Source organism: Christiangramia sp. LLG6405-1, from assembly GCF_045055805.1.
In the GTDB taxonomy this organism is placed as follows: Bacteria; Bacteroidota; Bacteroidia; order Flavobacteriales; family Flavobacteriaceae; genus Christiangramia.
In genome coordinates this window covers 1,269,141-1,292,115 of the sequence record NZ_CP159330.1, presented here as the reverse complement: position 1 = coordinate 1,292,115, position 22,975 = coordinate 1,269,141, and the positions used below count along the sequence as shown (strand labels likewise).

Here is a 22,975-nt window from a genome sequence, read left to right as displayed (position 1 = left end):
TAGCTTTGTATCTTTGTGCTCTTGAAAACTACTAAGATGATCAAACCCGTTAACGGATTTTCCAAGCTCAGTAAGCAACAAAAGATCGACTGGCTAGCTGAAAACTATCTCTCAAATACTCCTGAAGCCGTAGCTGTTCTCCAGAACTACTGGAATACAGATGAAAGTCTTCAAAAGCTACATGACGAATTTATAGAGAATACGATCTCGAACTATTATCTCCCGTTTGGGATTGCACCCAATTTCAAGATCAATGATCGGCTATACGCCATACCAATGGCGATTGAAGAAAGCTCGGTAGTTGCTGCCGCGAGCAAAGCGGCTAAATTCTGGGGTGAACGCGGAGGCTTTAAAGCTGAAGTTCTGAATATGACCAAAATTGGCCAGGTTCATTTTATGTTCAAGGGCAGGAAGGAAAATCTGCATCGGTTTTTTGAAGAAAACCGTCAAAAATTGATCGACGCAGTAGCTCCAATTACCAGAAATATGGAAAAACGTGGCGGTGGTATTCTTGATCTTGAGTTAATTGATAAAACTTCAGACCTGGATAATTACTACCAGCTATTTGCGAAATTTGATACGCGTGATTCCATGGGTGCGAATTTCATTAATTCCTGCTTGGAGAAATTTGCAGAAGTACTGCGCAACCAGGCCAGAGCAACCGATTATTTTTCAGAAGAAGAAAAACAGCTGGAAATTGTCATGAGCATTCTTTCAAATTATGTTCCTGAATGTATCGTGCGGGCCGAAGTTTCCTGTCCGGTAGATCAATTATCAGACAATCCTGAGATACAGGGTAAAGATTTCGCCGAAAAGTTTACTCAAGCTATTAAAATTGCCGAAATCGAGCCATATAGGGCAGTGACCCACAACAAAGGAATTATGAACGGTATCGATGCAGTTGTACTGGCTACCGGAAACGATTTTCGTGCTGTTGAAGCCGGAATTCATGCCTATGCTTCCCGAAATGGACAATACACAAGCCTGACTCACGCTAAGGTTGAAAATGATATATTCCATTTCTGGATGGAAATTCCACTGGCTTTGGGAACTGTTGGTGGCCTTACTTCACTGCATCCTTTAGTCAAACTTGCACTAAATATGTTACAGGATCCTTCTGCGGAAGAGCTAATGAAAATTACAGCCGTTGCCGGATTAGCCCAGAATTTTGCTGCCGTAAAATCACTTACTACTACCGGAATTCAGCAAGGACACATGAAAATGCACCTTATGAATATCCTTAACCAGCAACAGGCTACCGAAGAAGAAAAACAACAAATGATTACTTACTTCACCAAGAATACTATTACACATAGTGGAGTGATCGAACAACTTGAAAGAATAAGAAGCTAATGCAGAAGTATCACAGCAACGGCAAATTATTGCTAACCGGAGAATATGCTATTTTAGATGGTGCTAAATCTTTAGCCTTACCTACTAAGAAGGGTCAGTCGTTAGAGCTTGAAGCAAATGAATCTACAGTAATTTCCTGGGAAAGTTTTGATGAAAATAATAAGACCTGGTTCAAAGCCGATTTTCAGATAAATAAAGGCCAGTTCCTTACCGAGGCATCCACTCTGGAAAGCCCGGAGCAACAAGAGATCGCTAAGCGTTTACAGCAGATCCTGAAACACTGTTATTCTTTAAGACCAGAGCAATTTAAGTCTGGATATACTATAAGGACCTATCAGGACTTCAATAGAAAATGGGGACTTGGAACTTCCTCCACGCTTATTAATAATATCGCGAACTGGCTTGAAGTCGACGCCTATAAACTTCTGGCAGAAACTTTTGGCGGCAGTGGTTACGATATTGCTGCAGCAAGTCACGACCACCCCATAAGCTTTCAACGTAAAAACGAAGAAGCTTCAGTTTTTACAGTAGATTTTGATCCTCCATTTAAGGAGGAACTATTCTTCGTTTACCTCAATCGCAAGCAGAACAGTCGCGAGGCCATAGCACATTATCGCAAACAAAGCCAGTCGAACAGATCCGAGCTTATTGAGAAGATCTCTGGTATTACCGAACAATTATTGCATTGTGAGCATTTAATGGAGTTTAAAATGCTTCTGAAAGCTCACGAAATCCTTATCTCAAAGGCTATCAACAGTCCCAGAATCCAGGACCAATTATTTGCAGATTATGACGGGCTCATAAAAAGTCTTGGCGGTTGGGGAGGTGATTTCGTACTTGCCACCGGAAATGAAGAATCAAAGAATTACTTCAGAAATAAGGGCTATCATGATATTCTAAGCTATTCTGAAATGATCAAATAAAAAAATCCTCATCGTTTGATGAGGATTTTTTTATAAGTACAATTGCTAGGTCTTAGTAGAACTTAGCTCTGTTATCCTGAATATCTGCTTTTTTCTTCAAAGCTTCAAATACTCTTGTAGTTGCCTGAGCTCTTCGGGAAGCACTTTCCTGATTAGCAAAAGCTTTATAAGATTCCATTTTTGGAGCTTCGAACTTACTTACAAGTTCAGCAATATAAACACCTTTTTCTCCAGCGATAGGTTCGCTCATCTCTCCTTTTTCAAGAGAGAAAACAGTTCCAACCACTTCCGGCTCTTCACCTGCTCCTGCCAAAGTAGGATTGTTAAGGTTCACCGCATCTGCAGTTTGAACACTTACACCCTGATTTCCGGCAATTTCCTGTAGCGAATTTCCTTTAAGTCTCTCCTTAATAAGTTCCGCCTTCTTTTGCTTAACCAAAATTGGAGTAACTTCAGCCGAAGCTTCTTCAACGCTCATTAAGCCTTTATCCTGTTTAGCTGTTAGTTGCGCTACTACGTAGCCGTTGTTCGTGTCAAATCTTCTTACATCACCAACTTTAGCATCATCTTCAAATGCCCACTGGATCACTCTTCTTTGAGCACCAGCACCAGGAATATTCTCGTCAAGTGCTTTTACATCTTTTACCGTACGCACTTCGTAGTTACTTTCTTTTGCCACTTTGCTAAAGTCACCTTCAGCAGAAGCGATCTCAAACTTAGTTACCTCGTTGAACTGTTCATTCATTGTTTTTTCTGAAGCCTGGATCTCTCTTGCGATCGTGGCAACTTTAACTGCTTTAGCAGCTTCAGTTTGATCATCTATAGAGATAACATGATATCCTAGAGGTGTTTCTACAACGCCTACATCTCCGGTTTTATTATCAAATACATAGTTTTCAAATGCTGGGATCATCATTCCAGGAACAAAGTACCCAAGATCTCCAGCCTGTTCTTTATTTGAAGTATCAGCAGAAAATTCAGAAGCAAGGGCTGCGAATTTTTCTGAATCTGATCTTACAACTCCTGCAAGACTATCAGCTAAAGCTTCAGCTTCAGCTTTACTTCTATTACCAGCAGCTCCTAATTGAGATCCTGTGTAGCTAATAAGAATATGACTTGCTTTTACTGAATCTGGAATATTCTTAGTCTCAACAACTTTACTAAGTTTCCAGAATCCATTTTCTTTATAAGGACCAAAAGATTCTCCTTCGTTAAGATTAAAGATCTGCTCAGCATTTTCACCTTTTAGGTCATTTCTGAATCTAAAGATGTTCTGGTAAGGAAGATCTGAATTGTTAGCTATAAAATCTGCATAGTTATCTGTACTGTCAAAACCAGGAAGTGTATCATTAGCACCAACTGCAGCATTATATTCGACTCTCTGACTTCTTAGTTTAGATAGTGCTTCTTTAGCTTCAGATTCATCACCTTTAGAAGCAGCTTCTTCAAAGATCACATACTGCATGCTTCTGGAAGCATCAGATTCGAACTTAGAAGCATGATTCTCGATATAAGACTTGATATCAGATTTCAAAACTTCAACTTCACTATCTGGAATTGAAGAATATGGAATCTGAACGAATTTCATATTGATATTATCGTTCTGCATCTTATAAGCCTGCTCACCTTCCAATAAAGTAGCTCCAACCCCAGCACTTACCATGTTATAGTAAGCATTCATCTTGGCAGTTTGTGCAAGATTGGAAGTAAACTGCTGCCATTGAGCATAAGCTTCCGGAGAAGTTTCTTTCAAATTAGCAACGTATTCTCTCAACCTGTTTTCATCAAACATTCCGGCTTCGTTAGAGAAATTTGGATTTCCAGCCATTTGAGTACGCACAAGTTCAGTAACCTGATCTTCTCCAGCTCTTAGTCCAAGCTTTTCAACTTCTTCTTCAAGAATTACCTGTCTTAATTTCTGGTCCCAGATACGGTTTACAGCCTGAGTAGTACTAATATTATTACCCATATTTCTTTCGAAAGCCTCAACTTCACGGGCGAATTCCTCTCTATCCACTTCATTACCATTCACGGTAGCGATAACATTTTGAGAATCCTGGCCACTAAAGCCTCCATTTCTAATTACATCGGCCAATACAAAAGAGAAAAGAGCCAATGCAATGATAATAATCAAGAAAACAGACCGCTGTCTGATTTTGTTTAATACTGCCATTTGAATATAAAATTTGTCAAAATATAGGGGGCGAAAATAAGGTTTTTAGGCTAATAATAAAATTTAAAATTAGCAAATTCTTAACTTTCGATATTTAGTCTTCCGGATTGATTTTCAGCTCAACCAATTCGATTTTGGTGTTGGAAGTTTCCAGGATTTTGATCTCGAAATCCTCGATCTTAAGAACCTCTCCCTGCTGCGGAATTTCTTCGGTATGATTTACTATAAATCCGCTTAAGGTCTCGTAATTTTCACCTTCTGGAATTTCGGTTCTGTAATTCTCATTTAAATAATCCACTTCCAGCCTCGCTGAAAATTTGTAATGATCGTCACCCAGTTTCTCCTCAATCAGGACTGCTGAATCATGCTCATCTTCAATCTCCCCGAAAAGCTCTTCTACGATATCCTCCACTGTCATCATCCCACTGGTACCACCATATTCATCGATAACCACAGCGATACTCTTTCTCTTTTTGATAAGAATATTCAGAACATCTTTGATCCACATGGTTTCGGGCACAAAGATCACCGGAAGTAATATGGATTTTATAGAACGAGGTCGTTTGAATAATTCGAACGAATGCACATATCCAATAATATCATCTATGGTATCATTATAAACCAATAATTTCGAAAGTCCGGTTTCAGTAAAGGTTTGCACAAGATCACTCGGCGCCTGGTTTTGGTCCACGGCTATGATCTCGGTTCTTGGGATCATCACTTCCCTGGCTTTAATATCTGAAAATGAAAGGGCATTCTGGAAGATCTGTATTTCACTATCTACATCTTCATGCTCTTCAACTGTTTCCATTTGCTCGCTAATGAAGTTGCCCAACTCTACTTTACTGAAGGCTAATTGAACTTCATCTCCATCGGTTTTGAAAAATCTCTTCAGAATAATATCTGAGATCCAGATGACAAAAGAGGACACAAAACTGAATAACAGATAGAAGATATAAGCAGGTACTGCAAATAATTTCAACATGCTGTTCGCGTAGATCTGGAAAAATACCTTCGGAAGAAATTCCGCAGTCAGCAAAATTACAAGGGTCGAAATTACAGTTTGAGTAAGCAGACTGAGATCTACTACGATATAATTGATGATACTGTTTTGCGGATCGAGACCGCTGAGCCAATACATCAAAAGATCCCCCATAAAGAAACCATAAACCACCAAGGCTATATTGTTTCCAACAAGCATGGTTGCTATGAATTTAGAAGGTTTCTTGGTAAGACGTTTTAAAACGGTCGCCAGAAAATCATTCTGACGCTTTTCTATCTCTATAAAGATCTTGTTAGAGGAAACATAAGCGATTTCCATTCCTGAGAAAAACGCAGAAAGAATTAAAGAGCAAACTATGATTAGTATTTCAACCTCCATTCAGGCTACTTATTACGCTCTTCGTAGCGACGCCTAAATCGCCGTTTGAAGAAGAACATGAATATTGCAATTGCCACAAAGAACAGGAATACATAAGCCCTTTGACGCTGATCATTCCAGATGCGCACTGCTTCAAAAAGAAAGAATGCAGCGAACAGCAGATATGCATATTCAAAATATTTGAAAAACTTACTCATCTTCTTTTTCTTCTTCTACGATTTGAATTCCCGTATTGGTTCTAGAACGAAAATTACTGAAATCCTGATTAGAATCAAAACCGAGATCTTCAGTATATGATCCATCAGGGAATCTAATCTTGTTTGGTTTATCTGTAAACACCCAGCTTCTGTCCTGATCCCAGAACAGCTGACTAGCTTCCAGCTTAGTACTATCGGCAGTGATTATAACGACATTTCCCTGAAGATCGATAAGTTTCGTATCCTCATAAACGATTCCGTAATCTGCCACCACGGTATTTTTTTCGTCCTTCTCATCAAAGAACTCTACTTCCACTCCATCAGGAAATTCTCGGTAAGGAAAGCTTTTATTCGTGAAATCAAGCATGCGCGGACTTTTTAAGGTTGCAACAAGTCTACCAGAATCTGTAAACTTTAAGTTGATACCCTCGGCTGTTGCCTGCGGTGCATCTTCTTCCATGCTAAACGCACGTACCTCGCGAAGATTACCTTCACATGAAAAAAGCATTGTCACGCCTAAGAGCGTGACAATGCCTGAAATTATATTGCTATATGTTAGCTTCATCTTATAGATTCGGCACTTTTACCGATGCACCAATCCAACATCCAAAAGAGATTGATTGTCCAGGCTTATATTTAGACTGGAAGATATCAGACTTCTGTGGAGCAAGACCTTTATAAGAAGCTGCTGCCTGATTTGCGTTAGATGCGATCGATGGATCAACTCTCGCTGCTCTCGAAGCATAGTCTGCAGCTAACCAGTATACGGCTCTTTTGGTGAACGTATCTGTACCACAACTGTTTGCACTTTTCGCATACATATTTGCGATCTGTAAGTAAGCACTACCTAAAGATGGTTTTGCAGCTACTGCTTTGTTATAGAAGTTTCTAGCCTGCCCATACTGACCTTTATCTTTATAGTTACCAGCAATTCTGTAGTAGATTTTCGCTTGATCAGACTTATTAGTTTCAAGTTCTGCTGCCTGGTTGTAATACTGTAAAGCTTTAGAGGCGTTACCTTCAGATTCAGCTAACTGACCTAAAGAGTAAGCAGACTTTGCAGAAGGCTCTAACTTATGTAATGCTTCAGAAACCTGGATGAACAATGGATCTTCAGTACAATCTTTAGCAGAAAGTCTAGCATTCGCATTTTGCAACCATTTTACATCACCTTGCTTTTCTTCGAAATCTTTCTTGTATAGTGGAATAAGGTTGCTACAATCTGCTCTTGCACCTAATTTACCATTCAATGCATTTCTAACCATACTGTAGTTCTTCAGGTTGATCTCTGCATTCTTGATCTTCTTTTCTTCCTTAGTAGTAAGCTCCTCGCCATCTTCCTGTTTCTTAAGAAGCGGAGCCAATGCCTCAGCAGCATCGTTCTCTTCTTTCTCGATCTTAGCGTATACTTTATCATACTGATCGAAAACATTCTGAAGGTTTCTATCTCCTGCATCCTGCATATCTACTACAAGGTCAAAATATGCATATAAAGCTTTAGGACTGGTAAAGTTCTCTACATCTTCTTCCCAGGCTTTATCGTAAGCCATGTAAAGTTCTTCTTTATCGCCTAGTTTGTTATCATACTTTAACTGAGCGATATCTGAATAAACTTTTCCAGCTTTCGTTTTCTCTGGATATAATTCAAGTCTGGTTTCCCATACTTTGATCAATTCCTTTACTAACTCGCCTTTATCTCCTTCTTCAGCTTTATCAATCTTTGATTCGATAGCTCTTTCCAGATACTGGTAAGTTGCAAGACTATATTTTGGACAGTCTTCCATAACTTCCATAAGTTTTGGATAAGCTGCTTCGTAATTTTTAGCTTTAGCAGCATCATAAGCTAAAGCTGCGGTAGTTGTACAATCCTGTGCACTAACAGCTCCAGTTCCTACCATGGCAACTGTCAAAAGTGCTAAGAAATTCTTTTTCATCGTTGTAGTTTATTGTGGTTAATCAAATTTTCTTTTCGTGAACCATTTGTCGTTTAAAGAAAGTCCTACAGACAGTCTTAAAAACTTCTCCTGAACTAGTCCGGCATCTCTTGTACCTCTTTGTCCAAGCTCGATTCCGAAGTTTGCATTGGAGAACAATTGTCCAATCGGTAATCCTAATCCAAAAGACATGCCAAACTCATTTATAGATTCACCATTGACAATTAGACCGGTCTCATCATACCTGAATCCAGCACGGTAAACCACTCTCTCCAGGTAACTTGTAAAGGAATTATAATCTGGCACATAAAAACCTCCCAGACTAAATTGAGACGCATCTTCATACTCTCCACCATCATTTCTGAAGCTAAAGCTATCCTGATAAGAACTTGATCCTACATTGGAATACTCAGCTCCAACAAACCATTTGTTCGTTTGACCAATTCCAGCTCCTAGACTGTATTTGGAAGGAAATGTAAATTGGGTTTCACTAAGGTCAAGTTCTCGCTGATCTATCGTTCTACCCGTACCACTCGCAAAATCTATAGTAGAAATTGTTCTGAAATTTTCAGAATCAAGATCCATTTCAGGTGCGTATGTAGTAGAAACATGAAGATTCAACTTTTCTGAAATTGGGCGCTGGTAATTGGCTCCAAAGTTAAACGTAAAACCTTTGATGTCTGATCTGTTCACATCACTAGTCCCGTATTGTAATCCTTCAGTATTGATACTTTGCGTATTCTGGAAATTTCCGAAGTTATAGTCAGCATCAACACCCAGACTTAAGTGCTCATTCACGGCATATCCGGCAGAAAGGAAAACTCTGTTCATACCACCTCTACCTGTAAGTAAACTTGAGGCATCATCTTCTACATCCAGAATCCTGTATCCTACAGAAGTATACGGCATCACTCCAAGACCAATCCCGATCTTATCGCTTATTGGAAAAGCCAGTGCTAAATAATCCAGAGATGAGATCTTTGAGTTATCTGAGGCTCCATCAGTTTCAAGTTTCACTCTGTCGTGACTTGCACCAATAGTGAAATCTGTAAGCTTTAATCGACCATAACTTGCAGGGTTCTGCAAATTCACGTGGATACTATCCATAAATACGCTTAAACCTCCCATAGACCTGTTTTCCACAGTTCCCTGGAAATTGGTTAAACCAATACCGTAATATGAATAAGGCGAAGAAACATTTTCCTGAGCTTCAGCTATAAATCCTGTAAATAAAGCTACGATTACTATAAATCGTTTAATCATTGAGTCTTGTTAAATTCTAGAATGAAATTAAGTCCTTCTAACAAAAAATTTGAGTTGGCAAATATGCTATTTTTAGTTGGTATAGACAAAAGTTGACTGTCCCCTCCTGTAAATATTACTGTTAAATCTTCAAATTCAGAAGCATAGGTTTCTACAACCCCTTTTAATTCCATTTTGAGTCCGTTAATAATTCCGGATTGTATGCTGCTCTCGGTCGTTTTGCCTATAAGATCAACATCCGGCTTCGCAGATACTAACGGTAAATTTGCTGTAAACTTGTGCAGACTTTTAAATCTCATCTGTAATCCTGGAGAAATTGCTCCACCAAGGTATATTTCCTTAGCCGTTTTGAGATCAAATGTAATACAGGTACCAGCATCGATGATAAGCACATTTCTCTTTGGAAATTGATCTACGGCAGCAGCCACCAATGCAATTCTATCCAGCCCCAGTGTATGTGGAGTATGATACTCATTCTGAAAAGGTATATATGTATCCGGTCTTAATTGAAGAAAGTCTGTAGCTTTTTCCAGTTCAAAAATGACCTTTTCGTCAATTTTTGTCACTTCGGAAAGTATCGAATGAGTGATTTTCGGATAGTCGTTGAAAATTTTTTCTAATTCCTGTAAGAAAATTTCTTTAGGAAATACGAGTTTTTTCTGAAGTGTATCGTTTTGATAAACAGCAGCTTTTACTGAAGTATTCCCTGCATCGAGTACTAAATTCATGCTTGATTTTGTTCAACTTCAAAAATACAAAAGCATTTTTTTAAAATTTCCTTTGCCAGTTCCTAAAAATGAAATTATATTTGCCACCGCTTAACAAAGCAACTGGTGCCTTAGCTCAGTTGGTAGAGCAAAGGACTGAAAATCCTTGTGTCCCTGGTTCGATTCCTGGAGGCACCACCTTTAAAAACCCGATTCATCTGAATCGGGTTTTTTTATGCATATAATTGAACTATGTAAAATACAAAAAGCCGGAATTAGCATTCCGGCTTTTCGCATAATAACCTGATTCCGCAGAAAACAGTATTATCAAACAGTGTGAATTACAAGGTTTACTACCGCACCTACAATGGCGGCGAAAATAAACAGCAGGGTTAGCATGACCAGTATCTTTCCGATAATGTTCAGGCCATGAATACTCATCTTGTAGTTGTCCATAAATTCAGTAAAGATTTCCATACGCCTGTAATTTTATGATTTATACTTAACTTACTATAATATAGCAACTTAAGTTGTTTCATCATAATTTTTTCGGCTATGTCATTGTATAATCGTTAAACGGATTATTCCTACAAGCTTTCTGGAAATCTGTACCAAAAAACCTACCATATTTTACCATTTACATACGTATCATTCTGCGTCCTCTCCTGGATGGCGCCTTACCACCTCCAAAACTACTTATTTTATAAGTAAAGCTTAGCATTGCATATCGTTGTAACACCAGGTTATTCACATCCTGAATATAATCGTCTCCTACCAGTCTTCTTGTATCCACATTTTGATCCAATAGATCATAGACTTTCACTTTGACAGTTGCATTGTCTTTAAGGAACTGGTATCCAAGACTCATATTCCACAATAGACTCGTACTGTCAAATCCCGGAGCAACATTTCCAAATTTATTATAGGAAATATCATTTCCAAAAACCACGTTCTTTGGCCAGTAGGTTGTAGTTTCAAGAGATAGACTATGGTTTACATAATTCTGATCTCTTCCACTATTAATATCATACTGAATATCATTGAAGGTTACCGAGTAACCTGGTTCGATCTCCAGAACTTCATCGATAGCGTAGGTAAGCCTCAAAGTAGGAGTTACCGTAAATTGATCAGATTCATACTGTATAGCGTTAATAAAGCCTACATTCCTGTTATAACCTCCATTTGCTCCAATACGATATCTAAACTCTGTAGCGTCCTTCTTATAGCTTTTACTGTAAGAAGCTCCAAGATTTCCGTTGATAACTCCATCTACATTGGTATAGGTTGTAGTTCTAACAAAATTATCCACGCTGCTGGTTGCGGCCACCTGGTTATCTGTAAAATTGAAATAGGCATATGCAAAGATTCCGCTTCGTGAAGCAAAATCGAAGTTTCTATAATTTAAGTTCACTCGCTGATTAAAGGTTGGTTCCAACACAGGATTACCAATGATGATATTTGTAGGATTTGTTCTATCCACCACAGGCTGTAATTGTCTCACTGAAGGTACATCGGCATTCGTACTATAACCAAGACTTATACTTTTAGATCTTTCCGGAGAATAACGAAGATCGGCATCCACATACACATTATTAAAAGTATTGTCGAAGCGAATATCTTCCATAAAGTTCTCGGTTTTTAAAGTTGTACTAAGTAATCCAACCTCAGAACTAATGCGCCATTTCTCACCTTCATAATTAAGACCGGCGTTTGGAGTATGTTTGAAACTACGGAATTCAAAATCATTACTCAACAGCTCATTGAAATTGGTATACTCACCATCAACGGCATCAAAAACACTTCTGGTATTGCTGCTTTTTTGAGTATCGAACTCATAATTTATGTCCAGAAAGAATTTATCTGCCAGCACACTTCTTTTCGAAGCTCCAACACTAAAAGAATTGGAATTTTCTTCCTGATCTATAAATTGATCCTGAACGATATCACTTTCAGGATTATTTACGAATGTACTTTCAGAAAAGTAAATGTTCTCATTCTCCTGTTTGCTGTGCGCATGGTCCAGATCCAACTGAAGATAAGAACCCCTGCTTCCAAAACGTTTAATAAAATTGATGTCGTTACTAAAATCCAGACTTGTAAGATCTTCAGTTTCATCTATAAGCGTGGTATTCTGAAGTTGCATGTCCTCATCAAGATTTTCTTCAAATCTATCGCGATAGGAAGTACCAATGTTGGCATTGAATCTTGGAGCAATTGAAAGCCTGGTAAGAGTATCAAATTCTACTTCGTATCGAAGTGTCGCTCTATGACTATCATTTAGTAAATTACTGGAGCTGGTGGAATTAGTAAAATACCTCGAGTCTGGCAGAATATTCTCCCGTTCGATCCTGGTTCTTGTCTCTGTATCTGATCCTCCATAGAAGTAATCGGTAGTGAGTTCCATCCCATTAGCCCATTCATTTACAAAATTGAATCCGCCCGTTTCAGATTTAGTGATTCCATTACTAGAACCAAAACCGGTTCCATTAATACTGAAACTTCCATTACTATTAAACCGCACACTTCTGGCATTTCCACCCATCATATCGAAAACCTCATCAAAACTAAATCCCGAACTATTGATATTATTGGAACTTGCAAGAACACTAACCCTGAGGTCATCTTTAAAATAATTGGCGATACCACTAAGCTCATATCGGTCATCTGTACCACCACCGGCAGTTGCCCGTGAAAACCAGCCTTTGTTCTTGTCCTCCTTCAGTTCAATATTGATGGTCTTATTTTCTGAATCTCCCGCCTTTCCGGTAAATTCTTCACTTCTTGTTTTGGTATCGACTACCTGGATCTTATCTATGATTTCCTTCGGAAGGTTTTTCGTAGCGATCTTAGGATCATTTCCGAAGAATTCCTTACCGTTTACCAGGATTCTCGAAACAGGCTTTCCGTTCACGGTAATATTACCATCGCTATCCACTTCTACTCCCGGTAGCTTTTTCATGAGCTCTTCCAGATTGGCGTCCTGCCTGGTATTGAAAGAATTCGCATTGAACTCCAGCGTATCCTGTTTAACAGAAATAGGTGCTCTTGTAGCGGTTAAAGTAACCTCGTCCAGCGCATTATCCAGAATATCCAGAGAAATAGCGCCTACATCCTGCGTTTTTGTAATTTCTATTTGCTTACGGTAAGGTTTAAAACCAGCGTAGCTTACGTAAAGATTTACAGCCTTACTTTCGGTATTTCCTTTCAGAAGGAAACTCCCGTCCTTTTCAGAAATCGTGTAGGTGACCAGACTGCTATCAGCAATCTTTTCAACATAAACAGTGGCAGATTCAAGAGGATTGGATTCTGTATCAACGATCTTTCCGGATACTTCGAATTCCTGGGCAAAGCTTAGCGCACTCACTAAAAGCAGCAGCAAGCTGAAATAATTTCGCATATAGATAGTATAAAAATTTAAACCAATGCTCATTACTGAACATTGGTTTGAGATTTAGACTACCTACAACGTTAAAAGTTTAAGTTTTCTTTTACTTTTTTCTAAAAAATATGCTGATAGGCACCCCTTGAAAATCAAATTCCTGACGTAACTTATTCTCTAAGAAACGTTTATATGGATCACGCACATACTGTGGCAGGTTACAGAAAAATGCAAACTGTGGATGTGGTGTTGGTAATTGTGTACAGAACTTGATCTTTACGTATTTCCCTTTATATGCTGGTGGCGGATTCTTTTCAATGATCGCCAGCATGATATCATTAAGTAAACGGGTCTTGATCTTTTTACTTCTGTTTTCAAAAACTTTTACAGCAGTTTCAATTGCTTTGAAAACTCGCTGTTTGGTCAAAACAGAAATAAATACGATCGGCACATCTGTAAATGGCTCAATCTCACGACGAATCATGGCTTCATAATCCTTAAGCGTATTGGTCTCCTTATCCAGAAGATCCCACTTATTTACCAGAATTACAATTCCCTTAGAGTTTCTCTGGGCCAGCCAGAAGATATTCTGAACCTGACCATCAAACCCACGGGTTGCATCCAGCACCAAAAGACAAACATCACAGTTCTCGATCGCACGCACAGAACGCATTACCGAATAGAATTCCAGATTTTCCTTGACCTTTGATTTTCTACGAATTCCTGCAGTATCAACAAGGTTAAATTCAAAACCAAACCTGTTATACCTGGTATCGATAGAGTCACGGGTAGTCCCGGCAATATCGGTTACGATATAACGATCTTCCCCTATCAGGGAATTAATAAATGATGATTTCCCTGCATTTGGACGGCCCACGACCGCAAATCTTGGTAATTCTGTATCTTCCTCTTCTTCAATTACTGGTAGAGCTTCTACAAGTGCATCCAGAAGATCTCCGGTTCCACTACCGTTTGTACTGGCAATTGGAAAATAATCACCCAGACCAAGCGAGTAAAATTCTACCGCGTTTGCAAGACGTTTGTTATTATCCACTTTATTCACTGCAAGTAAAACGGGCTTGTCCACTCTACGAAGTAGGTTGGCTACTTCTTCATCCATAGATGTCACTCCTGTTTCCACATCTACGATAAAAATGATCGCATCTGCTTCTTCGATAGCAAGTTCTACTTGCTTATCGATTTCAGCTTCAAAAACATCGTCGCTACCTTTCACATACCCACCGGTATCTATAAGGGAGAATTTATGACCGTTCCAGTCAGATTTTCCATAATGTCTGTCCCTGGTCACACCACTAACAGAATCGATGATGGCTTCTCTACGCTGTATAAGCCTGTTAAAAAAAGTAGATTTACCAACGTTTGGTCTCCCTACAATGGCGACAATATTGCCCATAATATGATATTGATTTCAGGAAGCAAAATTAATGATTTTAAGCTAATTAGCTCAACTTCCTGTATTCTTGAAATGTAGTTACTTCTTATCTGTATAGCCAAATCTCTTCAGCTGCCTGGCATCACTTCTCCAGTTCTTATTCACTTTTACATAAAGTTCTAGATGCACCTGTTTTCCGAAGAATTTCTCCAGGTCTTTTCTAGCCTCTACTCCTACTCTTTTTAACGCGGCACCTTTATGACCAATAATGATCCCCTTCTGGGTATCTCGTTCTACCATGATCACACTACGCATCCTGATGATCTTCTCCTCTTCAAAGAATTCCCCAGTTTCGATCTCTACACTATAAGGAATTTCCTTCTTGTAATGCATAAGGATCTTTTCACGAATGATCTCGTTCACGAAAAATCGTTCAGGCTTATCGGTAAGCGTATCTTTAGGATAAAATGCCGGAGATTCTGGTAATAATTCGATGATCCTATTAAATACCTCTGCCACATTAAAACCTTCCAATGCTGAAATTGGGTGAATTTCGGCCGTTGGCACTTTTTCACTCCAGTACTTCACCTGTTCTTCAAGTTGATCCTGGTTTGATTTATCGATCTTATTCAGTAATAATAAAACCGGTACTTCAGAGTTTTCGATCTTTTTAAAGAATGCTTCATCCTTTAATCCTTCTTCTCCAATTTCAACAATATAGATCAGAACATCTGCATCTTCAAAAGCAGATTTCACAAAATCCATCATGGAAGCCTGTAGCTCGTAAGCAGGTTTAATGATCCCGGGTGTATCACTCAAGATCATCTGGAAATCTTCTCCATTCACAATACCTAGAATCCTATGACGGGTTGTTTGTGCTTTTGAAGTGATTATTGAAAGTCTTTCACCTACGAAAGCATTCATTAAAGTGGATTTCCCAACATTTGGGTTACCTATAATATTTACGAAACCGGCCTTATGTGCCATAATGAAAATTTTTGCAAAGGTATTTCATTTGTAAACTGTTACCTAATGTTTGTTCATTTTCTAACATTCGGCGTTCAGCCCACTGGAATTTGCTATTTAGCTCACCTTTCTAGTATGATATTATGAATATAATCATTTGATAATCAAAATTTAGTAAAATTTTCAATCAAAAATATGATTGGGTTGCGCTTCTGTTTTTAATGACTATTTTTGCCGCTTCTTAAAATTAAGCTGAAAAAGCCTCATTATGAAAAAAGTTCTGAACTTATTCGACTTCAAACAACAGGTTAATTACAAAACTGAAGTGCTTGCAGGATTAACGGTTGCTATGACCATGATTCCCGAGTCACTTTCTTTCGCTATTCTGGCTGGTTTTCCTCCACTAATGGGTCTTTACGCTTCTTTCATCGCTGGTTTGGTTACCGCAATATTTGGTGGTAGACCGGGAATGATCTCTGGAGGTGCCGGTGCAACAGTAATTGTATTGATCGCCTTAATGAAGTCAGACGGTCTAGAATATGTTCTTGCAGCAGTAGCATTAGCAGGAGTTTTCCAGATAATTATTGGTGTATTCAAGCTTGGTAAATTCATAAGACTGGTACCTCATCCAGTAATGTTCGGGTTTGTGAATGGTCTGGCTATCGTGATCTTCATGTCTCAGCTGGATCAGTTTAAAACCGTTGTGAACGGGGATATAGAATGGCTTTCTGGAACTGCACTTTATATTATGGGTGGCCTGGTCGCTTTGACGATCGCCATCGTGGTGCTTTTACCTAAAGTCACTAAAGCTGTTCCTTCTTCTTTAGTCGCAATTATTGTAGTGTTTCTGCTGGTATATTTCTTCGGAATAGACACTAAAACAGTAAAAGATATTGCCTCTGTAAGTGGCGGTTTTCCTCCATTCCATATTCCTCAAATTCCACTAACCTGGGAAACCATAGAATTGATCGCTCCTTATTCTATGATCATGGCAGCAGTTGGTCTAACTGAAGGTTTGTTAACCCTAAACCTGGTAGATGAGATCACTGAAACTAAAGGAAACGGTAACAGGGAATGTATCGCGCAGGGTGGTTCAAATATCTTAAACGGATTTTTCTTTGGAATGGGTGGTTGCCCAATGATCGCTCAAACTCTTGTAAACCTTTCTGCTGGATCGAGAGCCCGATTATCTGGTATCATTGCGGCTTTTACAATTCTTGCGATCATATTATTCGGTGCACCTATAATCGAAAAACTACCAATGGCAGCACTGGTTGGTGTAATGATCATGGTGGCCATAGGAACTTTTGAATGGGTTAGTTTAAAGATCTTCAACAAGGTACCTAAAAAGGATATTTTCCTGGTAGTTATCGTGGCGTTAATTACCGTATTCCTGCATAACCTTGCCCTGGCAGTTCTGGTAGGTGTGATCCTTTCTGCACTGTTCTTTGCCTGGGAAAGTGCGAAAAGAATTAGAGCTAGAAAATTTATCGATGAAAATGGGGTAAAGCATTACGAGATCTACGGACCTTTATTCTTTGCTTCTACCACTAATTTTGCTGAAAAATTTGATGCTCTGAACGATCCGGAAGAGATCATTATCGACTTTAAAGACAGTCGCGTTTCGGATATGTCGGCGATTGAAGCCTTGAATGCCGTGACTCAGAAATATAGCAAGGTGGGCAAAAAAGTTCATCTTAGACATTTAAGCGATGACTGCATCAGATTACTGAAAAATGCAGATGCTATCATAGAAGTTAACATTCTGGAAGATCCTGATTACAAAGTGGCGGCAGATGAATCTTAAAGCTGATTGTCGTTGATCTCGATCCAGTAACCGTCTGGATCCTGCAGGTAGATCTGCTTAACTCCATCCGGGCGGGTATTTGCTGTATTACTTATGCCCGGCCAGTTTTCAAACGGAATATTCTGCTCGTGTAGAAACTTCATGAACTTATCCAATTCCGAAGTATTTAAGCTCATGTGTACACCTTTGTGGGTAGCAGGAGTTTCCTCGCTCTCGATCAAATGAATCTGTACGGAATCTTTAAGCTGAAACCACCTGATACTGGCAGCCAATCCTCCATTATCTATTTCTTCCAGTCCTAATACTTCGGAATAAAATTTTGCCGAGCGAGAGAGATCTTTTACAAGCAATGCGTCATGATCCTTGTTAAAACTGAAGTTATTAGTCTGAGCACTGCAGTTGTAACCCAAAAATACAATCAGGATAATTAGAAGTTTCTTCATGGAAAAATTATTTGAAGTTCAAGTTACTTAAATTTCAATGCAATTTTCAACTGTAAAAATTAGGCGTTCTACTGAAGCTTTATCGAGTTAAATTCTTTTAAACATTACTTAAAACGGGCAGTCGGTTGTTTTAATATTCCTAACTTTCAGCTACCAACCAAAACAATCTGCAAATGGCCGAATTAAGCGAGGATGAATTCCAAAACATACTTTCCGTAGAGAATAAGTGCACACGCCTGAACCTCAACGAAAACATCTATGGAACTTTCGCTGAAATTGGAGCGGGACAGGAAACTGTTCGTCATTTTTTTAGAGCAAGAAACCCAAAAGGTACGATCGCAAAAACGCTTAGTGCCTACGATAAGGATTTTAGTGATGCGATCTACGGACTCGATCCTCAGAACCGGTATGTTACCGAGGCACGATTAAAAGGCATGATCGATTATGAAGCAACTTTGATCGAAAAGCGGCTTTCCAGAAAAAAATATCCAGATAAATTATTTTTCAGCTATGCTAATACGGTAGCTACTATTGACTGGGCAAAGAAATACAAAGGTCACGGATGGCTGGGAATAAAATTTCAGCGAGAACCAAAGCAGGAATATAGTGAGATCATACTTCATGTTCAGTTTCATGAAAATAATGCTTCCCAACAGCAAATTAGCCTGGGAATCATGGGTGTAAATCTTATTTATGCTGCATTTTACCAGAGTAATGATCCTAAGGTTCTTATCAAAAAATTATACGATCACTTAAGTACAGATAAGATCGAAATCGATTCTATCAACTTTCGCGGTCCGGTTTTCAAAGATGTTGATAACCGACTCATGAGCCTGGAGCTTGTCAAGGATGGTATTACAGATGCGGTGATGTTCTCAAAGGACGGAAACAACATTTTACCTGCAAATGCACTTTATAAAAAGAACATTCTTACACTTAGAGGTAGTTTTCGTCCAGTAACCAATCTGAACCTAAATATGTACATGACCTCGCGGAAACTGTTTCTCGAACAGGAAGAGGTCGATCCTGAAAATACGGTCACCATCTTCGAAATGACCCTGAACAATCTTAAAGCTGAAGGTGAAATAAACGAAAAGGATTTTCTGGATCGTGCAGATCTTCTTTGTGCTTCGGGACAGACAGTAATGATCTCCAATTTTCAGGAATATTATAAAGTTGTGGAATATTTTGCGCAGCATACCAAAAAAGAACTGGGTCTGGCTATGGGTGCAGATAATCTCGTAGACATTTTCAATGAGAAGTATTACCGACACCTAAGCGGCGGAATCCTGGAAGCCTTTGGCAAACTATTCTTTAAAAGTCTTAAGGTGTACCTCTACCCGATGCTTGATGAAAATACCGGGGAGATCATCGATAGCTCGAATTTAAAAGTACACCCAAGAATGCGAGAGCTCTATAACTTCTTTATAGATAACAATAAGGTGATCGATATTACTGAGTATGACAGAGAATCTTTAGAAATCCATCCTAGAAAAGTCTATGAAATGATACGCGAGGGCAATCCGGAATGGGAAGAAATGGTTCCAGGCCTTACCGCTAAAATGATCAAGGAGAAGAATTTGTTCAGTAAGGAACGTGCATCAGAAAATGAAGCTTAGGTAGAGAATTCAGATTTCATACCGCGGTCATACATTACGATACTTCCGGCTACAGAAACATTCAAACTTAAAGTAGAACTAAACTTTACCAGATGATGTGATTTCTCGATCGCTTCATTGGAGAGACCATGGTCTTCAGCCCCAAGCAAATAGACACAACGTCTAGGATGTTTAAAGGTTTCCAGAGATACTGCGTTTTCGGCAAGTTCCACGCCTACAAGCATTGCACCCTTCGGGAGGTGTTTATAGAATTCCTCGAAACTTTCATAATGAAAATAAGGCATTGCACCTACAGCTTTGTGGGTATCACAAGCCTGTTTTGCGTACCTGTTTCCAATCGTAAAAATAAAACTCGCTCCCATATTTTGAGCTGAACGCCATAAAACACCGAGATTTTCAGGCGTCTTACCATTTTGAATTCCGATTCCAAAAAATCCCTGTTCGAGGTTGTTTGTTGTCATTTTGCAAAGATACTATTAGCACTCCATATTTCAGAATAGAAGTAAAACTTCAGTAGTGTTATGAATGGCAGAACTACTAATAATAAAATATTTATTATTTTTAAGTATTGACAATCAACTGATTACAATATTATGGAAATTCCTAAAAAAAGCCCATCTACCTTATTCAAGTTTATAAATTCAGGCTTCTTAGCTTTAACTATCGTACTTATTTCCTGCCAGGATAGTAAGGAATACGCCGAAGTTCCAGTTGAAGACCTTAGCCTTCAGGACAGTATTTCGCATGGGGAATACCTCGTAAATACCATAGGTTGCCATGATTGCCATTCTCCAAAACGAATGACAGAAAGAGGTCCACAGGTGATACCAGAGCTGGCGCTTTCAGGTCACCAGGCAGGAGATAGTCTTCCTACATTTTCTTCAGAAGCGATCAAAAATGGATGGATACAAATGAGCGGCGATCTTACCGTGGCCATAGGTCCATGGGGAATTAGTTATGCTTCAAATCTTACTTCTAGTGACACGGGACTGAGAAACTGGAGCATGCAAAGGTTTAAAACTGCTATAAGAGAAGGGAAACTCAAAGGAGATTCCGGTGGCAGGATGATCTTACCTCCAATGCCATGGCAGAATTATAGCGAGCTTACAGATAAAGATCTTGAGTCTATTTTTCGTTATTTAAAGTCCACTAAGCCTGTTGAAAATGCCGTACCCGCTCCGGTGGCGCCTAATAAACTCGATAGCCTCCAGAATGCCTAATCTAACGTTATGATTTTATTCGGAAATCTGTAATAAATTAACCGTTTAAAACTTAATCTTCAGCAAATTATAAACGAATACAGGATTTCACTATAAACTCCTCAATTAAAGCTCAAAAACCGAAACAACTTTGAGATTGCCGGTATTTTTAAATATCAGTTTGTTATTTTTATTTCCTGATCGGTAATTTCAGGAATCAAATCTGGGTTTAATTCAGCAGAGAATTTTCAGAAATAAAATTTAACCGTGAATACAATTAAAAACGACGCATGAAACAGGAAGTACAGGTTTACTCATTATTTACAGAATTTGACATTTCACTTTTTAGATCGGGTAAACATTACAGACTGTACGAAAAGTTCGGTGCTCATTTAATAACACATGAAGGACAGGATGGGGTTTACTTTTCTGTCTGGGCTCCCACGGCAAAGTCGGTTTCTGTAATTGGAGATTTTAATTACTGGAATATTGATGACCATCCTCTAAATGTACGCTGGGATGAAAGTGGCATCTGGGAAGGTTTTATTCCGGGTGTAAAAAAAGGTGATAAGTATAAATTCAGAATAGTATCTAATAACAATGGAGAAATTCTTGAAAAGGCTGATCCTTACGCTTTAAGATGTGAACACCCACCAAATACAGCCTCTATTGTCTGGGATCTGGATTATAAATGGAAGGATAAGAAGTTCATGTCCCGTCGTGAAGAGGTGAATGCATTGGATAAGCCTTATTCTGTTTATGAAGTTCATCTTGCCTCCTGGAGAAAGAATACCCTCGAAAACCGTTCTCTTACTTACCTTGAGATGGCAGATGAATTGGTTGGTTATGTAAAGGGAATGGAGTTTACGCATGTAGAATTCATGCCTATTATGGAATTCCCATATGACCCGAGCTGGGGTTATCAATTAACCGGATATTTTGCTCCCACCTCCAGGTTTGGCGATCCCCAGGAATTCATGCAATTGCTGGATGCTTTTCACAAAGCGGGAATTGGAGTCATTCTGGATTGGGTGCCTTCACATTTTCCTGAAGATAAACATGGTCTTGGAAAATTTGATGGTTCGCACCTATACGAACATCCAGATCCCCGAAGAGGCTATCACCAGGATTGGAAAAGCCTCATTTTTAATTATGGCAGAAATGAAGTGCGCTCCTTTTTGATAAGCAACGCAGTTTTCTGGCTGGATAAATATCATATTGACGGGCTTCGCGTAGATGCCGTAGCTTCCATGTTATACCTGGATTATTCCAGAGAAGATGGCGAATGGGAACCTAATGCTGAAGGCGGAAGAGAAAACCTTGATGCCATTAGCTTTATTAAAGATCTTAATACTGAAGTATATAGCAGCTTCCAGGGAGTACAAACAATTGCTGAAGAATCCACCTCATTTCCTAAAGTTTCCAGGCCGGTAAGCCATGGAGGTTTAGGTTTTGGAATGAAATGGATGATGGGCTGGATGCATGATACCCTGGAATATTTTAAGAAGGATCCAATTCATCGCAGGTATCATCAAAATGATATCACCTTCAGTATGACCTATACATTTACTGAGAACTTCGTATTGCCTTTAAGTCACGATGAAGTTGTCTACGGAAAAAAATCTTTGCTTGGCAGAATGCCGGGTGACGACTGGCAGCGTTTTGCAAATTTGAGATTAATGTATAGTTATATGTATACCCATCCTGGAGCGAAACTTTTATTTATGGGAGCTGAGCTGGGACAATATGCAGAATGGAACTATAATACCAGCCTGGACTGGCACTTGCTGGAGCAGGAATCTCATAATGGTATTAAAAAGGCACTTACCGACCTCAACATACTTTATAAAAAACAACCTGCATTATACGAAAACCAATTCAGTGAAGATGGATTCGAATGGATCTCATTTGATGACAATCAGAATTCGGTGATCAGTTATTTGAGAAAGGGAACTTCAGAAAAAGAAATACTGGCAGTTGTCTGTAACTTCACTCCCACTGTTCTGAAAGAATATACCATTGGTCTTCCGAAGAAAGGAAAACTAAAAGAAATATACAATTCAGATGATGCGAAATACGGAGGATCTGGAGTAATGAATAATGCTATTAAAATCGAAAAAGAAGCTTTCCATGGGAAAGAATTTTCAGCAAAAATTATAGTTCCACCACTAGCAACAGTGGTATTCAAACTAGCATAATATCAAAAAAATCATACTCTGGCTGCAAATGTTGATCGCC

Annotated in this window: 18 protein-coding genes and 1 tRNA gene; 7 read left to right on the top strand and 12 right to left on the bottom strand. The window is 39.0% G+C overall.

The window, feature by feature from the left end; all coding sequences use genetic code 11:
* Positions 1–36 precede the first annotated feature (36 nt).
* Together ABVM50_RS05955 and ABVM50_RS05950 are read left to right on the top strand one after the other, a co-directional pair.
* Entirely contained in the window at positions 37–1,353 is a 1,317-nt protein-coding gene (locus ABVM50_RS05955) for a hydroxymethylglutaryl-CoA reductase, degradative (RefSeq protein WP_405200387.1), read from the top strand.
* Positions 1,353–2,276: a GYDIA family GHMP kinase gene (locus ABVM50_RS05950; RefSeq protein WP_405200386.1), complete on the top strand. Its 924-nt coding sequence runs from the start codon at positions 1,353–1,355 to the stop codon at positions 2,274–2,276. The genes ABVM50_RS05955 and ABVM50_RS05950 overlap by 1 nt, the downstream gene beginning before the upstream one ends.
* Positions 2,277–2,328: 52 nt before the next feature.
* On the opposite strand, the gene ABVM50_RS05945 is transcribed toward ABVM50_RS05950, so the two are convergent.
* The 6 genes from ABVM50_RS05945 to ABVM50_RS05920 all read right to left on the bottom strand — a co-directional run bounded on the left by ABVM50_RS05945 (position 2,329) and on the right by ABVM50_RS05920 (position 9,952).
* Positions 2,329–4,449 (bottom strand): peptidylprolyl isomerase, encoded by a 2,121-nt coding sequence (locus ABVM50_RS05945; protein ID WP_405200385.1) that lies wholly within the window; start codon positions 4,447–4,449, stop codon positions 2,329–2,331.
* Between the two features lie 94 nt (positions 4,450–4,543).
* Positions 4,544–5,830 carry a hemolysin family protein gene (locus ABVM50_RS05940; protein WP_405200383.1) on the bottom strand — a complete coding sequence of 429 codons (1,287 nt, stop codon included), beginning with the start codon at positions 5,828–5,830 and terminating at the stop codon, positions 4,544–4,546.
* A 189-nt stretch (positions 5,831–6,019) separates the two neighbouring features.
* Complete coding sequence (gene lptC, locus ABVM50_RS05935) at positions 6,020–6,592, bottom strand: LPS export ABC transporter periplasmic protein LptC (protein WP_295181006.1); 573 nt, start codon at positions 6,590–6,592, stop codon at positions 6,020–6,022.
* Position 6,593: 1 nt separating this feature from the next.
* Positions 6,594–7,961 carry a hypothetical protein gene (locus ABVM50_RS05930; RefSeq protein WP_405200382.1) on the bottom strand — a complete coding sequence of 456 codons (1,368 nt, stop codon included), beginning with the start codon at positions 7,959–7,961 and terminating at the stop codon, positions 6,594–6,596.
* An 18-nt stretch (positions 7,962–7,979) separates the two neighbouring features.
* On the bottom strand, positions 7,980–9,224 hold the full coding sequence (locus tag ABVM50_RS05925) for an OmpP1/FadL family transporter (RefSeq protein WP_295181003.1): 1,245 nt from the start codon (positions 9,222–9,224) through the stop codon (positions 7,980–7,982).
* Positions 9,221–9,952 carry a type III pantothenate kinase gene (locus ABVM50_RS05920; protein ID WP_405200380.1) on the bottom strand — a complete coding sequence of 244 codons (732 nt, stop codon included), beginning with the start codon at positions 9,950–9,952 and terminating at the stop codon, positions 9,221–9,223. The genes ABVM50_RS05925 and ABVM50_RS05920 overlap by 4 nt, the downstream gene beginning before the upstream one ends.
* A gap of 104 nt (positions 9,953–10,056) precedes the next feature.
* Between ABVM50_RS05920 and ABVM50_RS05915 the strand changes: the two genes are divergently transcribed.
* Positions 10,057–10,129: transfer RNA gene (locus ABVM50_RS05915), tRNA-Phe, on the top strand.
* A 129-nt stretch (positions 10,130–10,258) separates the two neighbouring features.
* Here ABVM50_RS05915 and ABVM50_RS05910 read toward each other — a convergent pair.
* The 4 genes from ABVM50_RS05910 to era form a co-directional block, all read right to left on the bottom strand.
* Positions 10,259–10,408, bottom strand: a complete 150-nt coding sequence (locus tag ABVM50_RS05910) for a hypothetical protein (RefSeq protein ID WP_405200379.1) — start codon at positions 10,406–10,408, stop codon at positions 10,259–10,261.
* Between the two features lie 160 nt (positions 10,409–10,568).
* Entirely contained in the window at positions 10,569–13,361 is a 2,793-nt protein-coding gene (locus tag ABVM50_RS05905) for an outer membrane beta-barrel protein (protein WP_405200378.1), read from the bottom strand.
* Between the two features lie 58 nt (positions 13,362–13,419).
* Entirely contained in the window at positions 13,420–14,724 is a 1,305-nt protein-coding gene (gene der / locus ABVM50_RS05900; protein ID WP_141876729.1) for a ribosome biogenesis GTPase Der, read from the bottom strand.
* Positions 14,725–14,802: 78 nt separating this feature from the next.
* Positions 14,803–15,690, bottom strand: coding sequence for a GTPase Era (gene era, locus ABVM50_RS05895; protein WP_141876728.1), 888 nt, complete (start codon positions 15,688–15,690; stop codon positions 14,803–14,805).
* Positions 15,691–15,937: 247 nt separating this feature from the next.
* Between era and ABVM50_RS05890 the strand changes: the two genes are divergently transcribed.
* Entirely contained in the window at positions 15,938–17,476 is a 1,539-nt protein-coding gene (locus ABVM50_RS05890; protein ID WP_141876727.1) for a SulP family inorganic anion transporter, read from the top strand.
* Here ABVM50_RS05890 and ABVM50_RS05885 read toward each other — a convergent pair.
* Positions 17,473–17,919 carry a VOC family protein gene (locus ABVM50_RS05885; protein WP_405200376.1) on the bottom strand — a complete coding sequence of 149 codons (447 nt, stop codon included), beginning with the start codon at positions 17,917–17,919 and terminating at the stop codon, positions 17,473–17,475. The two genes, ABVM50_RS05890 and ABVM50_RS05885, sit on opposite strands and share 4 nt — an antisense overlap.
* A 173-nt stretch (positions 17,920–18,092) precedes the next feature.
* Between ABVM50_RS05885 and ABVM50_RS05880 the strand changes: the two genes are divergently transcribed.
* Positions 18,093–19,538, top strand: coding sequence for a TonB-dependent receptor (locus ABVM50_RS05880; protein WP_405200375.1), 1,446 nt, complete (start codon positions 18,093–18,095; stop codon positions 19,536–19,538).
* Here the strand turns inward: ABVM50_RS05880 and ABVM50_RS05875 are convergent.
* Positions 19,535–19,999, bottom strand: a complete 465-nt coding sequence (locus ABVM50_RS05875; RefSeq protein ID WP_405200373.1) for an RNA methyltransferase — start codon at positions 19,997–19,999, stop codon at positions 19,535–19,537. The genes ABVM50_RS05880 and ABVM50_RS05875 overlap by 4 nt on opposite strands.
* 132 nt (positions 20,000–20,131) lie before the next feature.
* On the opposite strand from ABVM50_RS05875, the gene ABVM50_RS05870 reads away from it, so the two are divergent.
* Complete coding sequence (locus ABVM50_RS05870; RefSeq protein ID WP_405200372.1) at positions 20,132–20,758, top strand: diheme cytochrome c-553; 627 nt, start codon at positions 20,132–20,134, stop codon at positions 20,756–20,758.
* A 269-nt stretch (positions 20,759–21,027) separates the two neighbouring features.
* Positions 21,028–22,935, top strand: coding sequence for a 1,4-alpha-glucan branching protein GlgB (gene glgB / locus ABVM50_RS05865; RefSeq protein ID WP_405200371.1), 1,908 nt, complete (start codon positions 21,028–21,030; stop codon positions 22,933–22,935).
* The last annotated feature ends 40 nt before the right edge of the window (positions 22,936–22,975 follow it).